15 protein-coding genes are annotated in these 21,779 nt (G+C 59.3%); 14 read left to right on the top strand and 1 reads right to left on the bottom strand.

All coding sequences use genetic code 11. The features are described 5' to 3' along the window. Positions 1 to 119 precede the first annotated feature (119 nt). The 14 genes from rseP (at position 120) to pdxY (ending at position 20,323) form a co-directional block, all read left to right on the top strand. Entirely contained in the window at positions 120 to 1,472 is a 1,353-nt protein-coding gene (gene rseP, locus ONZ54_RS16730; protein ID WP_059167933.1) for a sigma E protease regulator RseP, read from the top strand. A 34-nt stretch (positions 1,473 to 1,506) separates the two neighbouring features. Continuing rightward, positions 1,507 to 3,930 (top strand): outer membrane protein assembly factor BamA, encoded by a 2,424-nt coding sequence (gene bamA, locus ONZ54_RS16725; RefSeq protein ID WP_125595757.1) that lies wholly within the window; start codon positions 1,507 to 1,509, stop codon positions 3,928 to 3,930. Between the two features lie 148 nt (positions 3,931 to 4,078). Then, complete coding sequence (locus tag ONZ54_RS16720) at positions 4,079 to 4,591, top strand: OmpH/Skp family outer membrane protein (RefSeq protein ID WP_011898992.1); 513 nt, start codon at positions 4,079 to 4,081, stop codon at positions 4,589 to 4,591. Positions 4,592 to 4,594: 3 nt separating this feature from the next. After that, on the top strand, positions 4,595 to 5,614 hold the full coding sequence (gene lpxD, locus ONZ54_RS16715; RefSeq protein ID WP_042467152.1) for a UDP-3-O-(3-hydroxymyristoyl)glucosamine N-acyltransferase: 1,020 nt from the start codon (positions 4,595 to 4,597) through the stop codon (positions 5,612 to 5,614). A 24-nt stretch (positions 5,615 to 5,638) separates the two neighbouring features. Further along, the gene (gene fabZ, locus ONZ54_RS16710; RefSeq protein ID WP_005312091.1) at positions 5,639 to 6,100 is read left to right on the top strand and encodes a 3-hydroxyacyl-ACP dehydratase FabZ; all 462 of its coding nucleotides are present in this window, start codon (positions 5,639 to 5,641) and stop codon (positions 6,098 to 6,100) included. Positions 6,101 to 6,105: 5 nt separating this feature from the next. Then, complete coding sequence (gene lpxA, locus ONZ54_RS16705) at positions 6,106 to 6,897, top strand: acyl-ACP--UDP-N-acetylglucosamine O-acyltransferase (protein WP_271786725.1); 792 nt, start codon at positions 6,106 to 6,108, stop codon at positions 6,895 to 6,897. Then, on the top strand, positions 6,890 to 8,029 hold the full coding sequence (gene lpxB, locus ONZ54_RS16700) for a lipid-A-disaccharide synthase (protein ID WP_271786724.1): 1,140 nt from the start codon (positions 6,890 to 6,892) through the stop codon (positions 8,027 to 8,029). Before lpxA ends, lpxB begins: the two co-directional genes overlap by 8 nt. An 80-nt stretch (positions 8,030 to 8,109) precedes the next feature. Continuing rightward, positions 8,110 to 8,700 (top strand): ribonuclease HII, encoded by a 591-nt coding sequence (gene rnhB / locus ONZ54_RS16695; RefSeq protein ID WP_058393481.1) that lies wholly within the window; start codon positions 8,110 to 8,112, stop codon positions 8,698 to 8,700. Positions 8,701 to 8,738: 38 nt separating this feature from the next. After that, positions 8,739 to 12,218, top strand: a complete 3,480-nt coding sequence (gene dnaE / locus ONZ54_RS16690) for a DNA polymerase III subunit alpha (protein ID WP_021139728.1) — start codon at positions 8,739 to 8,741, stop codon at positions 12,216 to 12,218. Between the two features lie 16 nt (positions 12,219 to 12,234). Then, positions 12,235 to 13,185, top strand: a complete 951-nt coding sequence (gene accA, locus ONZ54_RS16685; protein ID WP_005312096.1) for an acetyl-CoA carboxylase carboxyl transferase subunit alpha — start codon at positions 12,235 to 12,237, stop codon at positions 13,183 to 13,185. 403 nt (positions 13,186 to 13,588) lie between these two features. Next, positions 13,589 to 15,124: a lysine decarboxylation/transport transcriptional activator CadC gene (cadC, locus tag ONZ54_RS16680; RefSeq protein WP_271786723.1), complete on the top strand. Its 1,536-nt coding sequence runs from the start codon at positions 13,589 to 13,591 to the stop codon at positions 15,122 to 15,124. Positions 15,125 to 15,850: 726 nt separating this feature from the next. After that, positions 15,851 to 17,185: a cadaverine/lysine antiporter gene (cadB, locus tag ONZ54_RS16675; protein WP_005312099.1), complete on the top strand. Its 1,335-nt coding sequence runs from the start codon at positions 15,851 to 15,853 to the stop codon at positions 17,183 to 17,185. A gap of 76 nt (positions 17,186 to 17,261) precedes the next feature. Next, complete coding sequence (locus tag ONZ54_RS16670) at positions 17,262 to 19,394, top strand: lysine decarboxylase CadA (protein WP_005312101.1); 2,133 nt, start codon at positions 17,262 to 17,264, stop codon at positions 19,392 to 19,394. A 68-nt stretch (positions 19,395 to 19,462) separates the two neighbouring features. Beyond that, positions 19,463 to 20,323 (top strand): pyridoxal kinase PdxY, encoded by an 861-nt coding sequence (gene pdxY, locus ONZ54_RS16665; RefSeq protein ID WP_271786722.1) that lies wholly within the window; start codon positions 19,463 to 19,465, stop codon positions 20,321 to 20,323. A 22-nt stretch (positions 20,324 to 20,345) separates the two neighbouring features. Here pdxY and ONZ54_RS16660 read toward each other — a convergent pair whose 3' ends face one another. Next, positions 20,346 to 21,767, bottom strand: a complete 1,422-nt coding sequence (locus tag ONZ54_RS16660) for an MATE family efflux transporter (protein ID WP_271786721.1) — start codon at positions 21,765 to 21,767, stop codon at positions 20,346 to 20,348. Positions 21,768 to 21,779: the final 12 nt, after the last annotated feature.

The raw sequence follows: 21,779 nt of genomic DNA, 5'->3' as shown, positions 1-21,779 counted from the left end.
GACCATGCATGAAATCGAGGTAACTGGCTGATGAGTGCTGTGCTGTGGAATGACAAACCTGCCTTTGTTACTGCCTCCTTCGGTGATTCGAATGGGTGTGATCTCGAGGTGATCGGCTGATGGGCGGCGTGCTGTGGAATATTGGTGCCTTTATCATCGCCCTCGGATTGCTGGTTGCGGTTCATGAATTCGGCCACTTCTGGGTGGCACGCCGTTGCGGCGTCAAGGTCGAGCGCTTCTCCATCGGGTTTGGCAAGGCTATTTGGCGCCGAATGGGTAAGGATGGCACCGAATATGTGCTGGCACTGATCCCGCTCGGCGGTTACGTCAAGATGCTGGATGGTCGGGTCGATGATCTCAAACCCGGCGATGAGCAATTTGCTTTCAATCACAAGAGTGTCTGGGCGCGCATGGCCATAGTGGCGGCGGGCCCCATGGCGAACTTCGTGTTTGCCCTGTTTGCCCTCTGGCTGATGTTCATGATCGGTGTCCCAGCCGTCAAACCCGTGGTGGGGGAGGTGCGTCCCGCTTCCATAGTGGCGGCTGCCGGGATTGAACCCGGCATGGAGATCGTCGGTGTCGGCGACAAGGCAACCGGTGACTGGGAGAGCGTGACCTATGCCCTCATCAGCCACCTGGGTGATGATGCCGTCCAGCTCAAGCTCAAAGCGGCCAACACCAGTTATGCGGTGGACAAGACCCTCGTGCTGGAGGATTGGACGTTCGATCCGGACAAAGAGTCCCCCGTCGGCAGCCTGGGGATAGTGCCCCTCGGCGGCAAGGTACTGCCCGTGGTCGAGGCCATAGTGCCTGCGAGCGCCAGTGAGAAGGCCGGTATCCTGGTCGGCGATCGCATCAAGCGGGTGGGCGAGCAGGAGGTCACCGAGTGGGCCCAGTTTGTGCACCAGGTCCAGCAGTCCCCCGAGCAGCCATTGCAGGTCGTGGTGGAGCGGGCAGGTAGTGAACTGACCCTGACTCTGACTCCGGATGTGAAAAAAGTGCGTGGCCAGCTGGTCGGTTTTGTCGGCTTGTCACCGCAATTGGTTCCATTACCGGATGAGTATCGAATTCTGTTACAGTATGGGCCTTTGCAGGCCCTGTGGCAGGGAGCCCAGAAGACCTGGAGCCTGACCACGCTGACCTTTGACATGATTGGCAAGCTGATTGGTGGCATCGTATCTCTGGATAACCTGAGCGGTCCTATCTCCATTGCCAAGGGGGCAGGCAGCAGTGCCGATTACGGTCTGGTCTATTTCCTCGGCTTTCTGGCGCTGATCAGCGTCAACCTGGGGATCATCAACCTGTTTCCCCTGCCGGTGCTGGACGGAGGCCATCTGGTCTACTTCCTCATCGAGGCAGTCACCGGCAAGCCGGTATCAGACAAAATTCAGGAAGTGGGTTTCAGGATCGGCGCCGCCATTCTGATGTTACTGATGGGCATTGCGCTATTTAATGATTTCGCTCGCCTCTGAGGCCAGAGCATCAACAAGGACACACAAGAACAAAATGGCTGTTAAAAAAGCATTGGTGTTGAGTTGCCTGCTGGGTGCCAGTTTCCTGGCCCAGGCGGCCCCTGCCTCTTTTGTGGTGCAAGATATCCAGGTCGACGGCTTGCAGCGTGTAACGCTGGGTGCCGCCCTGTTGAACCTGCCGATCCGGGTTGGCGACACCGTCGATTCCGTGACCCTGGCCAACGCCATCAAAAAGCTCTACTCCTCCGGTAACTTCGAGGATGTGAAGGTTTACCGTGATGGCCAGGTGTTGCAAGTGGCGGTCAAGGAGCGGCCGACCATCTCCAGCATCGAATTTTCAGGCAACAAGGATATCAAGGAAGAGCAGCTGACCCAGAGCCTGGAGTCCTCCGGCATTCGGGTGGGTGATCCGCTGGATCGTACCGTGCTGAGCTCCCTCGAGAAGGGTCTGGAAGATTTCTACTACGGCGTGGGCAAATACTCCGCCAAGGTCAAGGCCATCGTCACCCCGCTGCCGCGCAACCGGGTCGACCTCAAGTTCACCTTCGTGGAAGGGGAAGCGGCCAAGATCCAGCAGATCAACATAGTCGGCAACAATGTGTTCCCGGAAGAGAAACTGCTGGCCCAGCTCTCCCTCAAGGACGATGTGCCCTGGTGGAACTTCACCGGTGACCAGCGTTACCAGAAACAGAAACTGGCCGGCGACATCGAAACCCTGCGCTCCTACTACATGGACCGCGGTTATATCCGCTTCGCCCAGGAGTCGACCCAGGTCTCCATGACCCCGGACAAGAAGGGTGTCTACGTGACCCTGAACGTCAAGGAAGGGGATCAGTACAAGGTCTCCGGCGTCCAGCTCAAGGGCGATTTGATCGACCGTGGTGGCGAGATGAAGGGCCTGATCCCCATAGAGGCAGGCAGCACCTACTCCGCCAGTCAGGTAACCCACACCGAAGAGGTGCTCTCCAAGTTCCTCGGTCGTTACGGCTATGCCTACCCGAAAGTGGTCACCTTCCCCCAGGTCAACGACGAAACCAAGGAAGTGGAGCTGATCGTCAACATAGAGCCGGGTCCCCGTGTCTATGTGCGCAACATCAACTTCAGCGGCAACGTTACCACCCAGGATGAAGTGCTGCGCCGCGAAATGCGTCAGATGGAAGGCACCTGGCTCTCCTCCGACAGCGTCGAGCAGTCCAAGACCCGTCTCAACCGTCTCGGCTTCTTTGAAACCGCGGAAGTGGACACCAAGCGGGTTCCGGGCAGCGATGACCAGGTTGATCTCGACTTCAAGGTCAAGGAGCAGCCAGCTGGCTCCATCAACGCCGGTGTGGGTTATGGTACCGAATCGGGCCTGAGCCTGCAGGCAGGCCTGCAGCAGGACAACTTCATGGGTACCGGCAAGAAGATCGGTATCTCCGCCAGTACCAACAAGTACTCCAAGAGCGTCGACCTCAGCTACAACGATCCCTACTTCACCGTGGACGGTGTCAGCCTGGGCGGCCGCCTCTACTACAACCAGTTCAGTGCGGCCGACGCCAACATCGTCGACTATGAGAACACCACGGTTGGCTTCCGCCTCTCCAGTGGTTTCCCGGTCAACGAGAACAACCGCCTCGACTTCAGCCTCGGGATCGAGAACAACAAACTGTCCCAGCCCAACCCCTATCTGCAGGTGGACGAGTTCTGGAAGGTGTACAGCAAGAACAAGGATGGCGACAACCGCATGGTGTTCAACACCGTTGACGTCACCGCCGGCTGGACCCGTTCAACCCTCAACAAGGGGATGTTCCCGACCGCGGGTGACCGTCAGCGTGTGAACGCCAAGGTGACAGTGCCCGGCATGGATCTGCAGTACTTCAAGCTGAACGCCGAAGATGCTCACTACTTCCCGTTCGATGCGGACCACAAATGGGTGCTGATGGCCAAGGCCCGCGCCTCTTACGGTAACGGTTACGGCAGCAACGGCAGCTATGATCACGTCCTGCCGTTCTTCGAGAACTACTTCGCCGGTGGTTTTGACACACTGCGTGGCTTCAAGAGCAACACGGTAGGTCCGAAGGCGCTCTACTACTACAACCTGAGCGGTAACGACGTCATTCAGGGTACCGACAGCTCGGTGGGTGGCAACGCTCTGGCGGTGGCATCCCTCGAGATGATAGTACCGACGCCGTTTGCGTCCGAAACCTATCAGCCTCAGCTGCGCACCAGCTTCTTCATCGACGCCGGTTCAGTGTGGGATACCACCTTTGACTATGCACAGTATCAAAACCGCTGTTTCAGTGGTTGCAACTATCTGACCGACTATTCGGATCCGACCAACTACCGTGCCTCGGCCGGCCTGTCGCTGCAGTGGCTCTCCCCCATGGGCCCCCTGGTGTTCGCGATTGCCCGTCCGCTCAAGGAGTACGAAGGGGACAGGACAGAGTTCTTCTCGTTCAATATCGGCCGTACCTTCTAAGGACGGACGCGCCCCCACCCAGCCGGTGGGGGTATTCAATGATGGGACGCGCAGCTTGCGCGCCTCACCAGGTAACAAGTCGGTCCGGGTACCACTTGCATAATCAGGTAAATCAGGTAGCCCTCACATGAGGGAACAAGGAGTTAGTGTGAATAAAGCGTTGAAAGTAGCTGGTTTGAGTTTTGCACTGATGGCTGCCGGCATGGGCTCTGCCTTGGCCGAGACCAAGATCGCCGTGGTCGACATGGGCGAAGTATTCCAAAAGCTGCCCCAGCGTGAAGCTGTCTCCAAGAAGCTGAAAGGTGAATTCGAGCCGCGTATGCGTGAGCTGCAGAAGCTGGAATCCGACGGTCAGAAGCTGGTCGAGAAGTTCAAGAAGGATGAAGCCTTCATGAGCGCCGATCAGAAGAAGCAGAACCAGGAAAAACTGGCCAAGCTGCAGATGGAGTTCAACCAGAAGCGTCAAGCGTTTGAGCAGGACAACGGTCGTCGTCAGTCCGAAGAGCGCAACAAGATCCTGACCAAGGTACAAGCCGCCATCGACTCCATTGCCAAGAGCAATGGCTATGATCTGGTGCTTGAGCGCAATGCTGCGCCCTATGCAGCCAGCAAGCTGGACATCTCCGGCCAGGTTATTTCTCAGGTAAGCAAGAGCAACTAATTGATGGCATTCACTCTCGCACAGCTGGCCCAGCAACTGGGGGCCGAGATCCATGGCGACGGAACCCTGGAAATCCGCAAGGTAGCGACACTGGAAAAGGCCGGGGAGGGGGATATCACCTTCCTGTCCAATAAAAAGTACCGGCATTATCTGGAGCAGAGCAAGGCCTCGGCCGTGCTCATTACAGAAGCGGATCTGCCATTTTGTCCCACCAATGCCCTGGTACTCAAAGACCCCTATGTGGGGTTTGCCCGGGTAGCCCAACTGCTGGACACCACACCGCAGCCGGCCACGGATATCCATCCGAGCGCCGTCATTGCGGCTGACGTGCAACTGGGCGAGAGAGTGGCCATCGGGGCCAATGCGGTGATCGAATCCGGCGTCGTGCTGGGGGATGATGTACGCATAGGCCCTGGCTGTTTTGTTGGCAAGAATACCCGACTGGGAGCGCGCTCCCGGTTGTGGGCCAACGTCACCCTGTATCACAACATCACCATGGGTTCCGACTGTCTGGTTCAATCCGGCACAGTGATCGGGGCCGATGGGTTCGGTTATGCCAATGAGCGTGGCGAGTGGATCAAGATCCCCCAGCTCGGTGGCGTGACTATCGGCAACCGGGTCGAGATTGGTGCCTGCACCACCATAGACCGCGGCGCGCTGGAAGATACCCGCATCGCGGATAACGTCATCATCGACAACCAGTGCCAGATCGCCCACAACGTCGAGATCGGCTACGGCACCGCCGTGGCAGGCTCCACCGTGATGGCTGGTAGTCTCAAGGTCGGCAAATACTGTATCATTGGCGGCGCCTCCGTCTTTAACGGGCACATGGAGATCTGCGATCAGGCCACCGTTACCGGCATGGCCATGGTGATGCGACCCATTACCGAGCCCGGTGTCTACTCTTCCGGCATCCCTCTGCAAACCAATAAAGAGTGGCGCAAGACCGCCGCCCGGGTGATGCGTATCGAAGAGATGCACAAGCGGTTGAGCAAGCTTGAGAAGAAGCTGGATCAAGAATAATCACGATTGGTATAGGGTACTGTTTTGACTACTGAAAAGAAGAGCCTGGGCATCCAGGAAATCATGGATCTGCTGCCCCACCGTTATCCGTTCCTGATGGTGGATCGGGTCGACGATTACGAGATCAGCGATGAGCGCAAAACCTTGCGTGCCATCAAGAATGTCTCGTTCAACGAGCCGATCTTCCAGGGACATTTCCCGGCCAAGCCGGTGTTTCCCGGCGTACTGATCCTGGAAGCCATGGCGCAGGCCACCGGTATCCTGGCCTTTACCATGGTGGGCAAGCCGTCTCCCAACGAACTCTATTACTTTGCCTCCATCGACAACGCTCGTTTCAAGCGTCCGGTTGGCCCTGGCGATCAGCTGGTGCTTGACGTGGAGTTCCTGAAAGAGCGTCGCGGTATTGCCAAGTTCACCGGTGTGGCCACGGTCAACGGTGAAGTGGTTTGTACCGCCGAGCTGATGTGCGCCAAACGCGAGGTTTAATACACGTGATCGACCAGACTGCCATCATTCACGATACTGCCATCGTCCATGAGTCTGCGGTGATTGGTAAAGGGGTTGAAATCGGCCCCTTTTCCGTCATCGGCGCCGAGGTGGAAATCGGCGACAACACTTGGGTAGGTTCCCATGTGGTGATCAAGGGGCCGGCCAAACTGGGCCATGGTAACAAGATCTTCCAGCACACCTCCATCGGTGAGGATTGCCAGGACAAGAAGTACGCCGGCGAGCGCACCTTCCTCGAGATTGGCGACAACAACGTCTTTCGCGAGAACTGCACTGTGCACCGCGGCACCATCCAGGATCAATCCCTGACCAAGGTGGGCAGCGGCAACCTCTTCATGGTCAACGTGCACGTTGCCCATGATTGCATCATCGGTGACAACTGCATCTTCGCCAACAACGCGACCCTGGCGGGCCACGTGGTGATCGGTGACTTCGTGATCTTCGGCGGTCTCTCCGCGATCCACCAGTTCGGTCGCGTTGGCTCCCACGCCTTCATCGGTGGCTGCGCCGCCCTGAACAAGGATGTGCCGCCCTACGTGATGGCCGCTGGCAACTACGCCAAGCCGTTCGGGGTCAACTCCGAAGGCCTGCGTCGTCGCGGTTTCAGCGCTGAAGCCATCTCCGCCGTCAAGCGTGCCTACAAAGAGATCTTCCGCTCCGGCAAGACAGTCGAAGAGGTGTTGCCCGTGCTGACCGAGATGGCGGCCACCGAATCGGCCGTCCAGCTCTACGTGGATTTCCTCAAGGACAACGAGCGCGGGATCATCCGTGCCTGATCCCGTTCGCATCGGTATCGTCGCCGGAGAGACCTCCGGCGACATCCTGGCCGCTGGCCTGGTGCGCGAGCTGCAGCGCCGTTATCCGGATGCGCAGTTTGAAGGGATCGCCGGGCCGCGCATGCAGGTCCTCGGCGTCAAGGCCCTGTTCGAGATGGAAGAGCTTTCCGTCATGGGGATCACAGAGGTGCTGGGCCGTCTGCCGCGCATCCTCAAGGTTCGCCGTGAACTGCTGCGCCATTTCATTGCCAATCCACCTGACATCTTCGTCGGGGTGGATGCACCGGATTTCAATATCGGGGTGGAGCTGAAGCTGCGCCGCGCCGGTATCAAGACGGTTCACTATGTCAGTCCCTCTGTCTGGGCCTGGCGTCAGAACCGCATTCACAAGATCAAGGCCGCCACCGACATGGTGCTCGCCTTCCTGCCGTTCGAGAAAGCCTTCTACGATCGCTTTGCTGCCCCTTGCCGGTTCGTGGGTCACACCATGGCCGATGCGATCCCGCTCGAACCGGACCAGGCTGCCGTGCGCCAGGCGCTCGGCATTGACCCGGGCCGACGCTGGCTGGCCGTGTTGCCCGGCAGTCGCACCGCTGAGGTGGGCTTCATGTCACCGGTATTTCTCGAGGCCTGCAAGCGGCTGACGGTACGTTATCCGGATCTCGGTTTCATCGTGCCGCTGGTCAACGAGGCGCGACGGGCGCAGTTCATGGCCATCAAGGCCGAGCTGGCGCCGGATCTCGACATGGTGTTGCTGGAAGGTCAGGGTCGCGAAGCCATGATAGCTGCCGATGTCGTGCTGCTTGCCTCAGGTACCGCAGCGCTGGAAGCCATGCTGGTGAAAAAGCCCATGGTGGTGGGCTACAAGCTCAAACCATTCAGCTATTGGCTGGCTCAGCGGCTGGTGAAGACCGCCTATGTGTCGCTACCCAATCTGCTGGCTGATCAGATGCTGGTGCCCGAACTTATTCAGCACGAGTGCACCCCGGACAATCTGGTGGATGAAGTCAGCAAGCTGCTGGAACACGACAACCGTGAGCTCATCGCCACCTTCACCCGGCTGCACCAGAGCATTCGCTGCAACGCCGACGTGCAGGCCGCGGATGCGGTGGCCGAACTGCTCGGCAGATAACAGGCAGGGTGGCCGATAGCGCTGCGCTCATCTACCCCATGTCAGGCCCTGCGGGGCCTGTTTTGATTCAAGGCTGCAAGATGATGATCGATATTCCCGAAGACAAGCTGGTTGCCGGGGTGGACGAGGTGGGTCGTGGCCCCCTGGTGGGTGACGTGGTCACCGCCGCTGTGATCCTGGATCCGGCCAACCCGATCACCGGGCTCGCCGATTCCAAGAAGCTCTCCGAGAAGAAGCGTCTGGCGCTGTTTGACGAGATCAAGGCCAAGGCGCTGGCTTGGGCCATAGGCCGTGCCAGTCCCGAAGAGATAGACGAGCTCAACATACTGCACGCCACCATGCTGGCGATGCAGCGCGCTGTGGCGGGCTTGTCCATCACCCCTGAGCTGGTCTTTATCGACGGCAACCGTTGTCCAAGCTTGCCGATGGAAGCGCGCGCCGTGGTCAAGGGCGACAGTCTGGTGGCTGCCATCAGCGCCGCCTCCATCCTCGCCAAGGTGACTCGCGATGCGGAGATGACAGCGCTGGACAGCCGTCATCCCGAATATGGTTTCGCCCGTCACAAGGGCTATCCGACCCCTGAGCACCTCGCCATTCTGGCCGAGCGCGGGCCCTTGCCCGCTTATCGCAAGAGTTTCAAGCCGGTGCGCCATGCACTTGGGATCGAATAGCCAATGCATTTCTGTTTGAGCAACGAGAGGGTATGACGATGGCTGAACCCCGTTTTATCCACCTGCGCGTCCACTCCGATTTCTCCATGGTCGATGGTCTGCAGAAGATCAATCCTATTGTCGGAGCCGCTGCGGCCAACAACATGCCGGCGCTGGCCCTGACCGACCAGATGAACATGTGCGGTCTGGTGCGTTTCTATGGCGCCGCCCACGGCAAGGGCATCAAGCCCATCGTCGGGGCCGACTTCTGGGTGCAAAGCAGTGAGCTGGGGGACGAGCAGTTCCGCCTCACTCTGCTGGCCATGGACAATGACGGCTACCAGAACATTACCCTGCTCATCTCCCGCGGTTATCAGCGCGGGCATGTGCAGGGGCGTCCCGTCATCGACAAGGAGTGGCTCACCGATCACGCCAAGGGCGTGATAGTGCTCTCGGGTGGACGGGAGGGGGACGTGGGCAAGTTCCTGCTCAAGGGCAACCGGCAGATGACGGAGTCGTGTCTCGCCTTCTACCAGACCCACTTTCCCGACGCCTACTACCTGGAGCTGCTGCGTACCGGTCGACCCGATGAAGAGGTCTACCTGCACATGGCGGTGGCCATTGCCACCGAGTTCGAGCTGCCGGTGGTGGCCACCAACGAGGTGGTGTTCCTCAACGCCGAGGACTTCGACGCCCACGAGATCCGGGTTGCCATCCACGATGGCTATACCCTGATGGACAAGCGTCGCCCGCGCCGTTACAGCCCGCAGCAGTACCTGCGCAGCCAGGAGGAGATGGCCGAGCTGTTTGCCGACATCCCCGAAGCGCTGGAAAACACGGTGGAGATCGCCAAGCGCTGCAACGTGACTGTGCGTCTGGGTGAATACTTCCTGCCCAATTTCCCGACCGGCGACATGACCACCGAAGACTTTCTGGTGGCCAAATCCAAAGAGGGCCTGGAAGAGCGTCTCGCCTTCCTGTTCCCGGATCCGGCCGTGCGCGCCGTCAAGCGCGGCGAGTATGACGAGCGCCTCGAGATCGAGCTGAAAGTCATCAACCAGATGGGCTTCCCGGGTTACTTCCTCATAGTGATGGAGTTTATCCAGTGGTCCAAGGACAACGGCATCCCCGTTGGCCCGGGCCGGGGCTCGGGGGCGGGTTCACTGGTGGCTTACGCGCTCAAGATCACCGACCTCGACCCGCTTGAATTTGACTTGCTGTTCGAACGCTTTCTGAACCCGGAGCGGGTCTCCATGCCCGACTTCGACGTCGACTTCTGCATGGACAGACGGGACGAGGTGATCGAGCACGTCTCCGACATGTATGGCCGGGATGCGGTGTCCCAGATCATCACCTTCGGCAGCATGGCGGCCAAGGCGGTGGTACGGGACGTGGGCCGGGTGCTGGGCCACGCCTATGGTTTCGTCGATCGCATATCCAAGCTGATCCCGCCTGATCCGGGCATGACCCTGGCCAAGGCATTCGAGGCCGAGCCCAAGCTGCCCGAGCTTTATGAGCAGGACGAGGAGGTCAAAGACCTCATCGACATGGCGCGCCGGCTGGAAGGTGTGGTGCGCAACGCCGGCAAACACGCAGGTGGCGTGGTGATAGCGCCCACCAAGATCACCGACTTTGCGCCGCTCTACTGCGATGACTCCGGTAATCACCCTGTCACCCAGTTTGACAAGAACGATGTGGAGTATGCCGGGCTGGTGAAGTTCGACTTCCTGGGGCTGCGTACCCTGACCATCATCGACTGGGCGCTCGGCATGATAAACCCGCGCCTTGCCAAAGAGGGCAAGCCGCCGGTCGACATCGCCGCCATCCCCATCCACGACAAGAAGTCGTTCGATCTGTTGCAGCGGTTCGAGACCACGGCGGTATTCCAGCTCGAATCCCGCGGCATGAAGGACCTCATCAAACGGCTGCAGCCTGACTGTTTCGAAGACATGATAGCCCTGGTGGCCCTGTTCCGTCCGGGCCCGCTCCAGTCGGGCATGGTGGACAACTTCATCGAGCGAAAGCACGGCAAGGAGGCGATCTCCTACCCGGACGAGAAGTGGCAACACGAGAGTCTCAAACCGATCCTTGAGCCCACCTACGGCATCATCCTCTATCAGGAGCAGGTGATGCAGATAGCCCAGGTGCTGGCGGGTTACACCTTGGGTGGGGCGGACATGCTGCGCCGGGCCATGGGCAAGAAAAACCCGGCCGAGATGGCCAAGCAGCGATCCGGGTTTGAGGAAGGGGCGGTCAAGAACGGCATTGACGGCGAACTGGCGGTAAAGATCTTCGATCTGGTGGAGAAGTTTGCGGGCTACGGCTTCAACAAGTCCCACTCCGCCGCCTATGCGCTGGTCTCTTACCAGACCCTCTGGCTCAAGACTCACTTCCCGGCCGAGTTCATGGCGGCGGTCATGACCGCCGATATGGACAACACCGACAAGATAGTGACCCTGGTGGACGAATGTCAGCGTATGGGGCTCACCGTCATACCGCCGGATGTGAATACCGGTCGCTACCGGTTCAGCGTCAACGAAGATGGCCACATCGTCTACGGCATAGGGGCTGTGAAGGGGGTGGGGGAAGGCCCTATCGACGCCATTCTCAGCGCACGGGATCAGGACGGCCCGTTTCGCGATCTGTTCGACTTCTGTAACCGGGTCGACATCAAGAAGATCAACAAGCGGGTGATGGAAAAACTCATCCTCTCCGGCGCCATGGACAGGCTCGGTCCTCACCGCGCCGCCCTGATGGCGACCCTGGAAGAGGCGATGCGCGCCGCCGAGCAGCACGCCAAGGCACAGGCCGTGGGCCAGGTCGACATGTTCGGGGTATTGACCCAGGAGATTGACGACGTCAAGAAGGCGTTCGCCAACGTGCCGCACTGGCCTGACAAGGTGTGGCTGGAAGGGGAGCGGGAGACGCTCGGCCTTTACCTGACCGGCCACCCCATCAACCAGTACAGCGGCGAATTGCGTCGCTACACGTCCGGCCGTCTGTGCGATCTGCATCCCACCTCCCGGGATACGGTTACCACGGCGGCGGGGCTGGTGATAGCGGCCCGCAGCATGGTGACCAAGCGTGGCAACAAGATGGGGATCTTCACCCTGGACGACAGATCCGGCCGTCTGGATGTGACCCTGTTCAGTGAAGCGCTGGAAAAATATGAAGAATTGATGCAAAAAGACCGTATTTTGGTGGTTTCTGGACAGGTCAGCTTTGATGACTTCTCCGGTGGCCTTAAAATGTCGGCCCGTGAATTACTGGATATCAACGATGCGAGGGAGCGTTTTGCCAGGGCAATCCGCATCTCCCTCGATGAACAGCGGATTGATGATCGCTTTTTCCCGCGTTTGTGCGAGATTTTGGAACCCGCCCGTGCCGGAGTCTGTCCGGTTCAGGTAAACTATCGTCGCCCCGGCTCACGGGTGCGATTGACGCTCGGTACCGAGTGGCGGGTGACGCCCACCGATCAACTGATAGATGACTTGCGTGTCCTGCTGGGACGAGAGCGGGTTGAATTGGTTTTTGATTAGAGGATCTATAGGCCCTATGAGTCTTTTTCTGGATTTTGAACAGCCGATTGCCGAGTTGCAGGCGCAGATTGATGAACTCCGTCATGTGAGTGAGCACAACAGTGCTGTCGATCTCAATGAAGACATTCGCCGGCTGGAGAAGAAAAACGAAGAGCTGACCAAGAAGATCTTCGGCGATCTGGGTGCCTGGCAGGTATCCCAGATGGCGCGTCATCCTCAGCGTCCTTACACCCTCGATTATATCGAGCACATCTTCACCGACTTCGACGAGCTGGCTGGCGATCGCGCCTATGCCGATGACAAGGCCATCGTCGGCGGTATCGCCCGTCTCGACGGCGAGCCTGTGATGGTGATTGGTCAGCAGAAGGGTCGTGAGACCAAGGAGAAGATCAAGCGCAACTTCGGCATGCCGCGCCCGGAAGGGTATCGCAAGGCCCTGCGTCTGATGGAGATGGCCGAGCGCTTCAAGATGCCGATCATCACCTTCATCGACACCCCGGGTGCTTACCCCGGCGTGGGTGCCGAGGAGCGTGGTCAGTCTGAAGCCATCGCCCGCAACCTGAAAGTGATGGCCGGCCTGACCGTGCCCGTTGTCTGCACCGTGATCGGTGAAGGCGGCTCCGGCGGCGCCCTGGCTATCGGCGTGGGTGATCGCGTCAACATGCTGCAGTACTCCACCTACTCCGTCATCTCGCCGGAAGGCTGCGCCTCCATCCTGTGGAAGAGCGCCGACAAGGCGCCCGTGGCCGCCGATGCCATGGGCATCACGGCCCAGCGCCTGAAAGAGCTCAAGCTCATCGACACCATAGTCGAAGAGCCGCTCGGTGGTGCCCACCGCGATGTGCCCCTGATGGCACAGCGCCTGAAGGAGCGTCTCAAGCAGGATCTGAATGCCCTGCGTCCGCTCGAGACCGATCAGCTGCTGGAGCAGCGCTACCAGCGCCTGATGGGCTATGGCTACTGCTAAGCTCGGCATGCTTCTCTAAATGGTGTCAAAAGGCCCCTGCGTATGCGGGGGCCTTCTTTTTTGGGCGCGAGGAAAGTGCTGTTCATATGGATATCAGTCGGCCCCCCGTTTGCCGAAAACCCCTGTGTTGGATCAATTCAGCTGTGGTTAATGGCCAATAAAAGTGGGATCCCGCTCCCGTTTTGCTTAAAGTGGCCCCCTTCCGATCGACCCGATTGGAATGCCCGCAAGGATGCTCTTCAGACGTACGCAGGATGGCCTGGCCAGACTGACTCACAGCGATGTTTACTGCTCCGGTTCCCTTTTTTCTGCCACCTCGCACTGGCAGCGCCTTGTTCCGTTCAGTCAGTCCAGGTTTGCGTCACTCTCATTGTGCATTGTCTCCATCTGCAGCGAGTGAATCATGAGCGAATCGGTTTTTGAGATCCACGACTGGACCCTGAGGGTTGACGACAACATGCTGTGTCGCGCCGACCGCGAGGTTTACCTTGAACCCAGACTGGTCAATCTGTTGCGGTTTCTGGCCTGCCATACGGGCACAGTGTTTGGCCGCGATGCCCTGATCAAGGAGGTGTGGGACGGCGCCGAGGTGACCGATCAGGTGGTCACCCAGTCCATCTTCGAGTTGCGCAAGATCCTCAAAGATGGTCGCTTTGATGCGGCCGACTATATCGTTACCGTGCCCAAGCGCGGCTACAAGCTGGTGGCATCGGTGCGGCCGCTGCAGGTGGTTTCGCTGCTGATGGCGGACGAGCAGCCCGTGCCAGCGGTCAATCCGACCCTCTCCGATCTGAGCCCGCCCGCCACGGCCGACGATGATAATACACAGCCCAATGCAGCCCCTTTTCCCGCCGGGCCTCTGACCCGCGCCATCTCGACTCACGCCAAGGATGCCCGCAGCCGCTGGAAGATGGTGAGCTTCGATATCTTCGTGGCCGTCATCCTGGTCGCCATCGTCAGCATGCTCAGCTATCAGCACGCCAGCCCCCAGGTTCACACCATGCTGGATCCCAATTTGCTGGTGTTTCGCTTTCACTCCGGCATGGATGACAACAACGAGAACGTGCGTCTGGCCGATGGCATCACTCGTGCCCTGATGGGGGAGGTGGCTGCGGTTACCCCGCTGCGTGTTCAGTACGGCGCCACCAATCTGATGGGGGGCATCCTGCCCGGCAAGGAGCTGAGCGTGCGGGTCTCCCGCCAGCCGCGGGGCACCTATCTGGATCTGGAGTATCGCAACATCAATACCAATCGGGTGCTGTTCAGCCACCAGTACCAGCTCAGCCGTCACAAGGTACACGCTGTGCTGCAGGCGAGCAGTCAGGATCTGCTGCGGGCCCTCGATCAGCCGGACGTCTTGCCCGGCATGGGATGGCCCACCGATGATACTTCCCTGATGGCCATGATGGAGGCGCAGTACTACATCAACAGTCAGGATCCCGTGGCCCTCAAGCGTGGCATAGCGCTGCTCGACAACTCTCTTTTCGTCCAGCCGGATCAGCCGTTGTTGCTGGCGGAGCGCTATCTGGCGGGGGAGGCGCTGGCAACCCTGGCAGGCAAGTCCGAGAGTGAGCATCTGATGGGGATAGGTACTCATCTCGCCAGCGTGGTGCAAAGCGATGTCGTCGTGCCCGCTCGGGTGTGGGAGGCTTTGACCCTGCAAGCCATTCTCAACAACCAGCCGCAGCAGGCGAGTCAGCTGCTGGAGCAGGCCGCCAGCCGTGGCCGCTCCGTACTCTATTACATACTGCAGGGCAAGCTGGCGGAGCTGGACGGTCGCCCCGAGGCTGCGGGGGATGCCTACAGTCAGGCCTTCCTGATGGAGGCGACCGAGCAGACCTATCTGCTCTGCCAGCAGCTCGGTTTTTACAGCAATATGGAGACCCTCACCCCAGCCCTGTTCAATGCGCTGAGCCAGAGCAAGGTGAAGCTCTTCTAGCGCCGAAGCGCTTGTTTTCCCTCGGTCGGCACTGTTGCCGGCCGTATCCACAGGCTGCCTTCGGGCGGCCTGTGTCGTTTCTGTCTGCGTCAATCCGTCTGTCTGCCCAAGGGAATAGCCAGTTTGGCTCAGCCCGATTTATCTCCCGCTGCTCATTGTCACCCGCGTTTGACTGGCTCGCCGCATTTGCGCTTGTCCGGTTTTGCGTTATGAGCACTGCTCGCTGCCGCTATCCCACTGTGAGTGCGGGTATGGCCTGCCGGTCACCGGGAACCGGGTATTGCCGCTGAGGTTTTCCTCTGAGCCGGGGTGGTGATGAGACGAGCAGAGGGTTGAACAGGGGTGAGTGGCCACTTGGAGTGATGGTCAGAGGGACTCTCGGATGGCCGTAATGGGAGGGGGCGCTATGCGAGCCCCGTTATCCCGGGTTTATCCCCGGAAAAATATCAAGACGGCGAGATAAGGGGGTTATCAAGAGGCAAAAACGGGGTGGCCGGATATCAAGGTTTTATCAAGATGGCGGTGTGGCTTGATTTCAATTTACTGTTTTTAAATGCTTTTTAGCAAAATCGACGAGGCGGCGAAAAAAATTGGCTCATATTTTTATCCGTTAGCGGGTCCTTATGTTTTCCGGGGACGAGAGGCCTAGTCTGTGCCCATTCGTTGGCGGGGCGTTCCGCCAAATGTGTATGTGACGACCCGACCTTTTATAGAACCGGAGATCTTATGTCCCTAGATACGAGCAAGAAGATTGGCCTTATCGCCTGTACTGGTGTGGTGGCCGGCAACATGATGGGGAGCGGTATCGCACTGCTGCCTTCGGCACTGGCTACCATAGGTTCCATTTCCATTTTCAGCTGGGCCATCTGTCTGGTGGGTGCCATGGGCCTCGCCTTTGTCTTCGCCCGCCTTGCTACCAAGAACCCGCAAGAGGGTGGCCCCATTGCGTACGCTGGCGAGATCTCTCCGGTGTTCGGTTTTCAGACCGGTGTGCTCTATTACCATGCCAACTGGATCGGCAACCTGGCCATCGCCATTACCGGCGTCTCCTACCTGTCGGTGTTCTTCCCCATCCTCAACAACCCTATCCCGGCGGCCATCGCCACTATAGCGGCGGTCTGGATCTTTACCTTCGTCAACCTGCTCGGCGGCAGCTGGGTGAGCCGACTCTGTACCCTGGGTCTGGTGCTGATCCTGCTGCCTGTGGTGGGTACTGCCGTGATGGGGTGGGGGCATTTTGATACCAGCGTCTACAGCCAGAACTGGAACACCACCAGCGGCAGCGACCTGCATGCGGTCATCAGTGCTGTGCTCATCTGCCTCTGGTCTTTCGTCGGCGTGGAATCTGCCGCCGTCTCTTCCGGCATGGTGAAGAACCCCAAGCGCACCGTCCCCCTAGCCACCATGCTGGGCACGGGTATTGCGGGTGTTATCTACATCCTCTCTACCCAGGTGATCAGCGGCATGTTCCCGGCCGGTGAAGTAGCAGCCTCCGGCGCACCGTTTGCCATGGCCTCCTCCGCCATCTTTGGCAACTGGTCTGCTCCCTTCGTGTCTGCCTTTACCGCTTTGGCCTGTTTCACCTCGCTGGGCTCCTGGATGATGCTGGTGGGCGAGGCGGGCAAGCGTGCCGCCAACGACGGCAACTTCCCGAAAATCTATGGTGAGCTGGACAAGAACGGTGTGGCCAAGAAGGGCCTGATCCTCGGCTCCCTCAAGATGACTGCCCTGATGATCGGCTTGACCGCCTTTACCTCCCGGTCCGCTCACGCCGCCGATCTGTTCAACGTGCTGACCACGGATGCTGTGCTGCTGACCATGCTGCCCTACTTCTACTCCAGCATTAACCTCATTCGCTTCGAGGGCATGACCTCCCGCAGCATAGGCACCATGATTTTCTCCGGCGTCGCTTGTGTCTTCTGTCTGGTGGCCCTGATGGGCGCCAAGGGGTCAAACCTTACTGCTACCTTCGTGGTGTCGCTCATCATTCTGATGTTCTACGCCAAAAAACAGGGGCTGCGTCAACACGACGCCCTGCTCAAAGAGCAAGCCAGCCACTAATTCCCTTTTCTTCTTCCGAGCGCTCTTCACTCACCATCCCTGATGGAGAGCGCCCCTTCATGTGTGGAGCATCAAGATGAATATCATTGCCATCCTCAACCACTTGGGCGTTTTCTTCAAAGAAGAACCCATTCGCCAGCTGCAAGCTTCCCTGGAGCGCAAAGGCTTTCAGGTTGTGTATCCGGTCGATGTGGCCGACTTGCTGAAGCTTATCGAGAAGAATCCCCGTGTCTGCGGCGCCATTTTCGATTGGGACAAATATTCACTGGGTCTGTGCAAGGAGATCCACGATCGCAACGAGAAGCTGCCGATCTTCGCTTTCGCCAACGACCAGTCCACTCTGGACATTCACCTGACCGACCTGCGTCTGAACGTCCACTTCTTCGAGTATCGTCTCGGCATGGCCGACGACATCGCCCTCAAGATGGGCCAGGCTACTCAGGCGTATCAGGACGCCATACTGCCGCCCTTCACCAAGGCGCTGTTCAAGTACGTGGAAGAGGGCAAGTACACCTTCTGTACCCCGGGTCACATGGGCGGTACCGCCTTCCAGATGAGCCCGGCCGGCAGCATCTTCTATGACTTCTACGGCCCCAACGCCTTCAAGGCGGATGTCTCCATCTCCATGCCGGAGCTGGGTTCCCTGCTGGATCACTCGGGCCCGCACAAGGAGGCCGAGGAGTATATCGCCCGTACCTTCAATGCCGACCGCTCCTACATAGTCACCAACGGCACCTCCACCGCCAACAAGATTGTCGGCATGTTCTCCGCCCCGGCGGGCAGCACAGTGCTGGTGGATCGCAACTGTCACAAGTCCCTCACTCACCTGATGATGATGAGTGACGTGACCCCTATCTATTTTCGTCCGACCCGCAACGCCTACGGCATTCTGGGGGGGATTCCGCAGAGCGAATTCAGCCGCGAAACCATAGCGGCCAAGGTTGCTGCCACCCCGGGTGCCCAGGCACCCCGTTACGCCGTGATCACCAACTCCACCTACGACGGCCTGCTCTACAACACCGGCTTCATCAAGGAGAGTCTGGATACCCCTTACATCCACTTCGACAGTGCCTGGGTGCCTTACACCAACTTCAGCCCCATCTATGAGGGCAAATGCGGCATGAGTGGCGACGCCATGCCGGGCAAGGTGTTCTACGAAACCCAATCCACCCACAAGCTGCTGGCGGCCTTCTCCCAGGCCTCGATGATCCACATCAAGGGTGACGTTGAGGAAGAGACCTTCAACGAAGCCTTCATGATGCACACCTCCACCTCGCCGCAATATGGCATAGTGGCATCCACCGAGATCTCCGCCGCCATGATGCGGGGCAACAGCGGCAAGCGTCTGATCAAGGACTCCATTGATCGCGCCGTCTCCTTCCGCAAGGAGATCAAGCGGCTGCGTGATCAGAGCGAAGGCTGGTTCTTCGATGTATGGCAGCCGGACAACATAGACACAGTCGAGTGCTGGAAGCTGGATCCCAAAGATGACTGGCACGGTTTCAACGGCATCGACGATGACCACATGTACCTGGATCCCATCAAGGTCACGCTGCTGACCCCGGGGATGAACCGTCAGGGAGAGCTGCTTGAGCGTGGCCTGCCTGCCTCTCTGGTCTCCAAGTTCCTCGACGAGCGCGGCATAGTGGTGGAGAAGACAGGTCCCTATAACCTGCTGTTCCTCTTCTCCATCGGGATCGATCAGTCCAATGCGATGCAGCTGCTGCGCGCCCTGACCGAGTTCAAGCGTGGCTATGACCTGAACCTGACCATCAAGAGCATATTGCCGAGTCTCTATCGTGAAGACCCGAGCTTCTACGAAGGCATGCGGATCCAGGAGCTGGCCCAGAGCATCCACGATCTGACCTGCAAGTACCGTCTGCCGGAGCTGATGTTCAAGGCGTTCGACGTGCTGCCGGAGATGAAGATGACCCCGCACCTCGCCTGGCAACAGGAGCTGGCGGGCAATCTGGAAGAGGTGCCGCTGCGTGAGATGGTGAATCGCATCAGCGCCAACATGATACTGCCGTACCCGCCGGGAGTACCCCTGGTTCTGCCGGGCGAGATGGTAACGGCTGATTCCCTGCCGGTGCTTGAGTTCCTCGAGATGCTGTGCGAGATCGGTGCCCACTACCCGGGCTTCGAGACCGATATCCACGGCCTCTATCGTCAGGCCGATGGCAGCTACACAGTCAAGGTGCTGCGCTAATCAAAGTGACAACAACGGGCCGCAAGGCCCGTTTTTCCCTGCGTTTTTTATCCATTTTGTGAGTCGTCATGAAGCGCATTCTCTCCATTCAATCTCACGTCGTCTTTGGCTGTGCCGGCAACAGTGCCGCCGTATTTCCCATGCGCCGCATGGGCATGGAAGTGTGGCCCGTCAACACAGTGCAGTTTTCCAACCACACCCAATACAGTCAGGGGTGGCAGGGGATGGTGATGCCGGATGGCCATATCCGCCAGCTGATAACCGGTCTGGCCGACATAGGCGTGCTGGCGCAGTGCGATGCGCTGCTAAGCGGTTACCTCGGCTCGGCCGAGCAGGGGGAAGAGATACTGGCGGCGGTGGCCAGACTCAAGGCGCTCAATCCGAACGCCCTCTATTTCTGTGATCCCGTCATGGGTCACCCCGACAAGGGGTGCATAGTCGCACCTGGTGTCGCCGACTTTCTCAAAAACCGGGCGCTGGCCTGCGCCGATATGCTGGCCCCCAATCTGCTTGAGCTGGAACAGCTGACCGAGCGGGAGATCCGCAATGTGCCCCAGGCTCTGGCAGCATGCCAGCAACTGCGGGATCAGGGGGCCAAGCTGGTGATGGTCAAGTCTCTCGGGCAGGCGGGGTTGGCCATGGACAGGTTCGAAATGCTGCTGGTATGCGAAGAGGGGGCGTTTCATATCTCACGCCCCCTCTATCCCTTTGCTCGCGATCCCATCGGAGTCGGTGATCTGCTGAGCGCCACCATGCTGGCCAATCTGCTGGCAGGTTTCACGCCTGTGGCGGCGTTCGAGCGTACCAATGCCAGCGTCGATGCAGTCGTGGCCCAGACCTGGCTGGCCGGAGCCTATGAGCTGCAACTGGTGGCAGCCCAGCAGGCGATGGTGCTGCCACAGGTGCGTGAGCAGGCTACCCGGCTTTAGCACGTAGCCGTGCTACTTGTGTCTAGCTCGGGCGACGTGCCAGCCGCAGAGCCTGACGAGCGGTTAGCCCTGTGGCCTGGTGCAGGCCCTGAGGAGCGCACGCCAGCTTGAGGCGACGCCACTCTCGCCACAGCAGCCAGCACAGCGGCAGGGTCAACAGCAGCACAGTCGTGGGCTGGGCGAGCAGTACACCTTCGCGTCCCCACTGCATCGGCAGCAAAAAGATCAGTGGCAGCAGCAGCAGTGTCTTGGCCGCCGAGATGATCAGTGCCTGCTTGGTGCGAGCCATGGATTGCAGCAGCACTATGCCAAAGATGATGATCCCTTCCAGCGGAATGGCGCTGAGGTTGAGAGTCAGGCTGCTGACGGCAGCGGCAAGCAGTTCGGCATCCTGACCGCCGGTGTAGAGCATGGCCACCTGGCGCGGCAACAGCTGGATCAGCAACCAGACTGCCATGCCATAGACCAGCGTGATCTTGAGCCCCATCTCCATCAGGAATTTCAGATCACGGTAGCGCTTGGCCCCCGCCGCCTGACTGACGAGAGGCTGGATGCCAAATGCCAGTCCCTGCAGGATGACGATGAATATTGCCTCCGTGTAGCCTGCTACCGTGTAACCGGCCAGATCCTTGATGGCGCCATACGCCATCAGCTGGCTGTTGTGCAGCAGCAGCAGCAGTCCCAGGTTGAATTGGGCGATCAGGCTCGGCAGGCCGGTAAAGAGCAGGTTGGGCATGGCCGGAAAATTGGGCACCATATGGCGCCATGACAAATTCAGTTTGGCGTGGGAAGTAAAGAAGTAACCCAGGCCCAGCAGGCTGACGATCCCCTCGGACATGAGTGTTGCCTGGGCAGAGCCTATCAGTCCCAGCCCCAGCCGACCGACCATGATGTAGTTGAGAATGATGTTCAGCACTGCGCCCCCGCTGACCAGGATCATGGCCAGCCTGGGTTTGCCGTCGTTGCGCAGCAGATAGGGCACCGCCAGGTTGCTGGCCAGCAGCAGGGTACCGCCACCAATCCAGTAGAGGTAGTCACTGGCCTGTTTCCAGGTCTCTGTGCCTTGCTCTATTCCCAATGCCAGCAGGATATCGATGTGCCAGTGGTGCAGCAGCAGGGGGGCCAGAGTGCCGAGCAAGGCCAGCAGCCAGAGCGCATTGACCAGTGCCTGGCGGGCGAGTTTGAGGTTCTTGGCCCCTTGCTGGAAGGAGATGGCGGTGGCCGCGCCCATGCTGATCATGGCGGCGAGACCGATCAGCACCATGATGACCGGGTAGACCAGGTTGATGCCGGCGAGGCCGGCGGCGCCCACGTAGTGACCGACGAAGATGCCATCGACCAGGTAGTAGGCACCGGAAACCAGCATGGCCATGATGGAGGGGAGGGCATAGCCCCAGAAACGGCGGGTCATCGCCCGCTGGCGCAATGTGAAGTAGGCAGACATATCTATTCTCTT

The sequence above is a fragment of the Aeromonas salmonicida genome (genome assembly GCF_028355655.1).
In the GTDB taxonomy this organism is placed as follows: Bacteria; Pseudomonadota; Gammaproteobacteria; order Enterobacterales; family Aeromonadaceae; genus Aeromonas; species Aeromonas salmonicida.
This window is presented reverse-complemented; position numbering and strand designations above follow the sequence as displayed.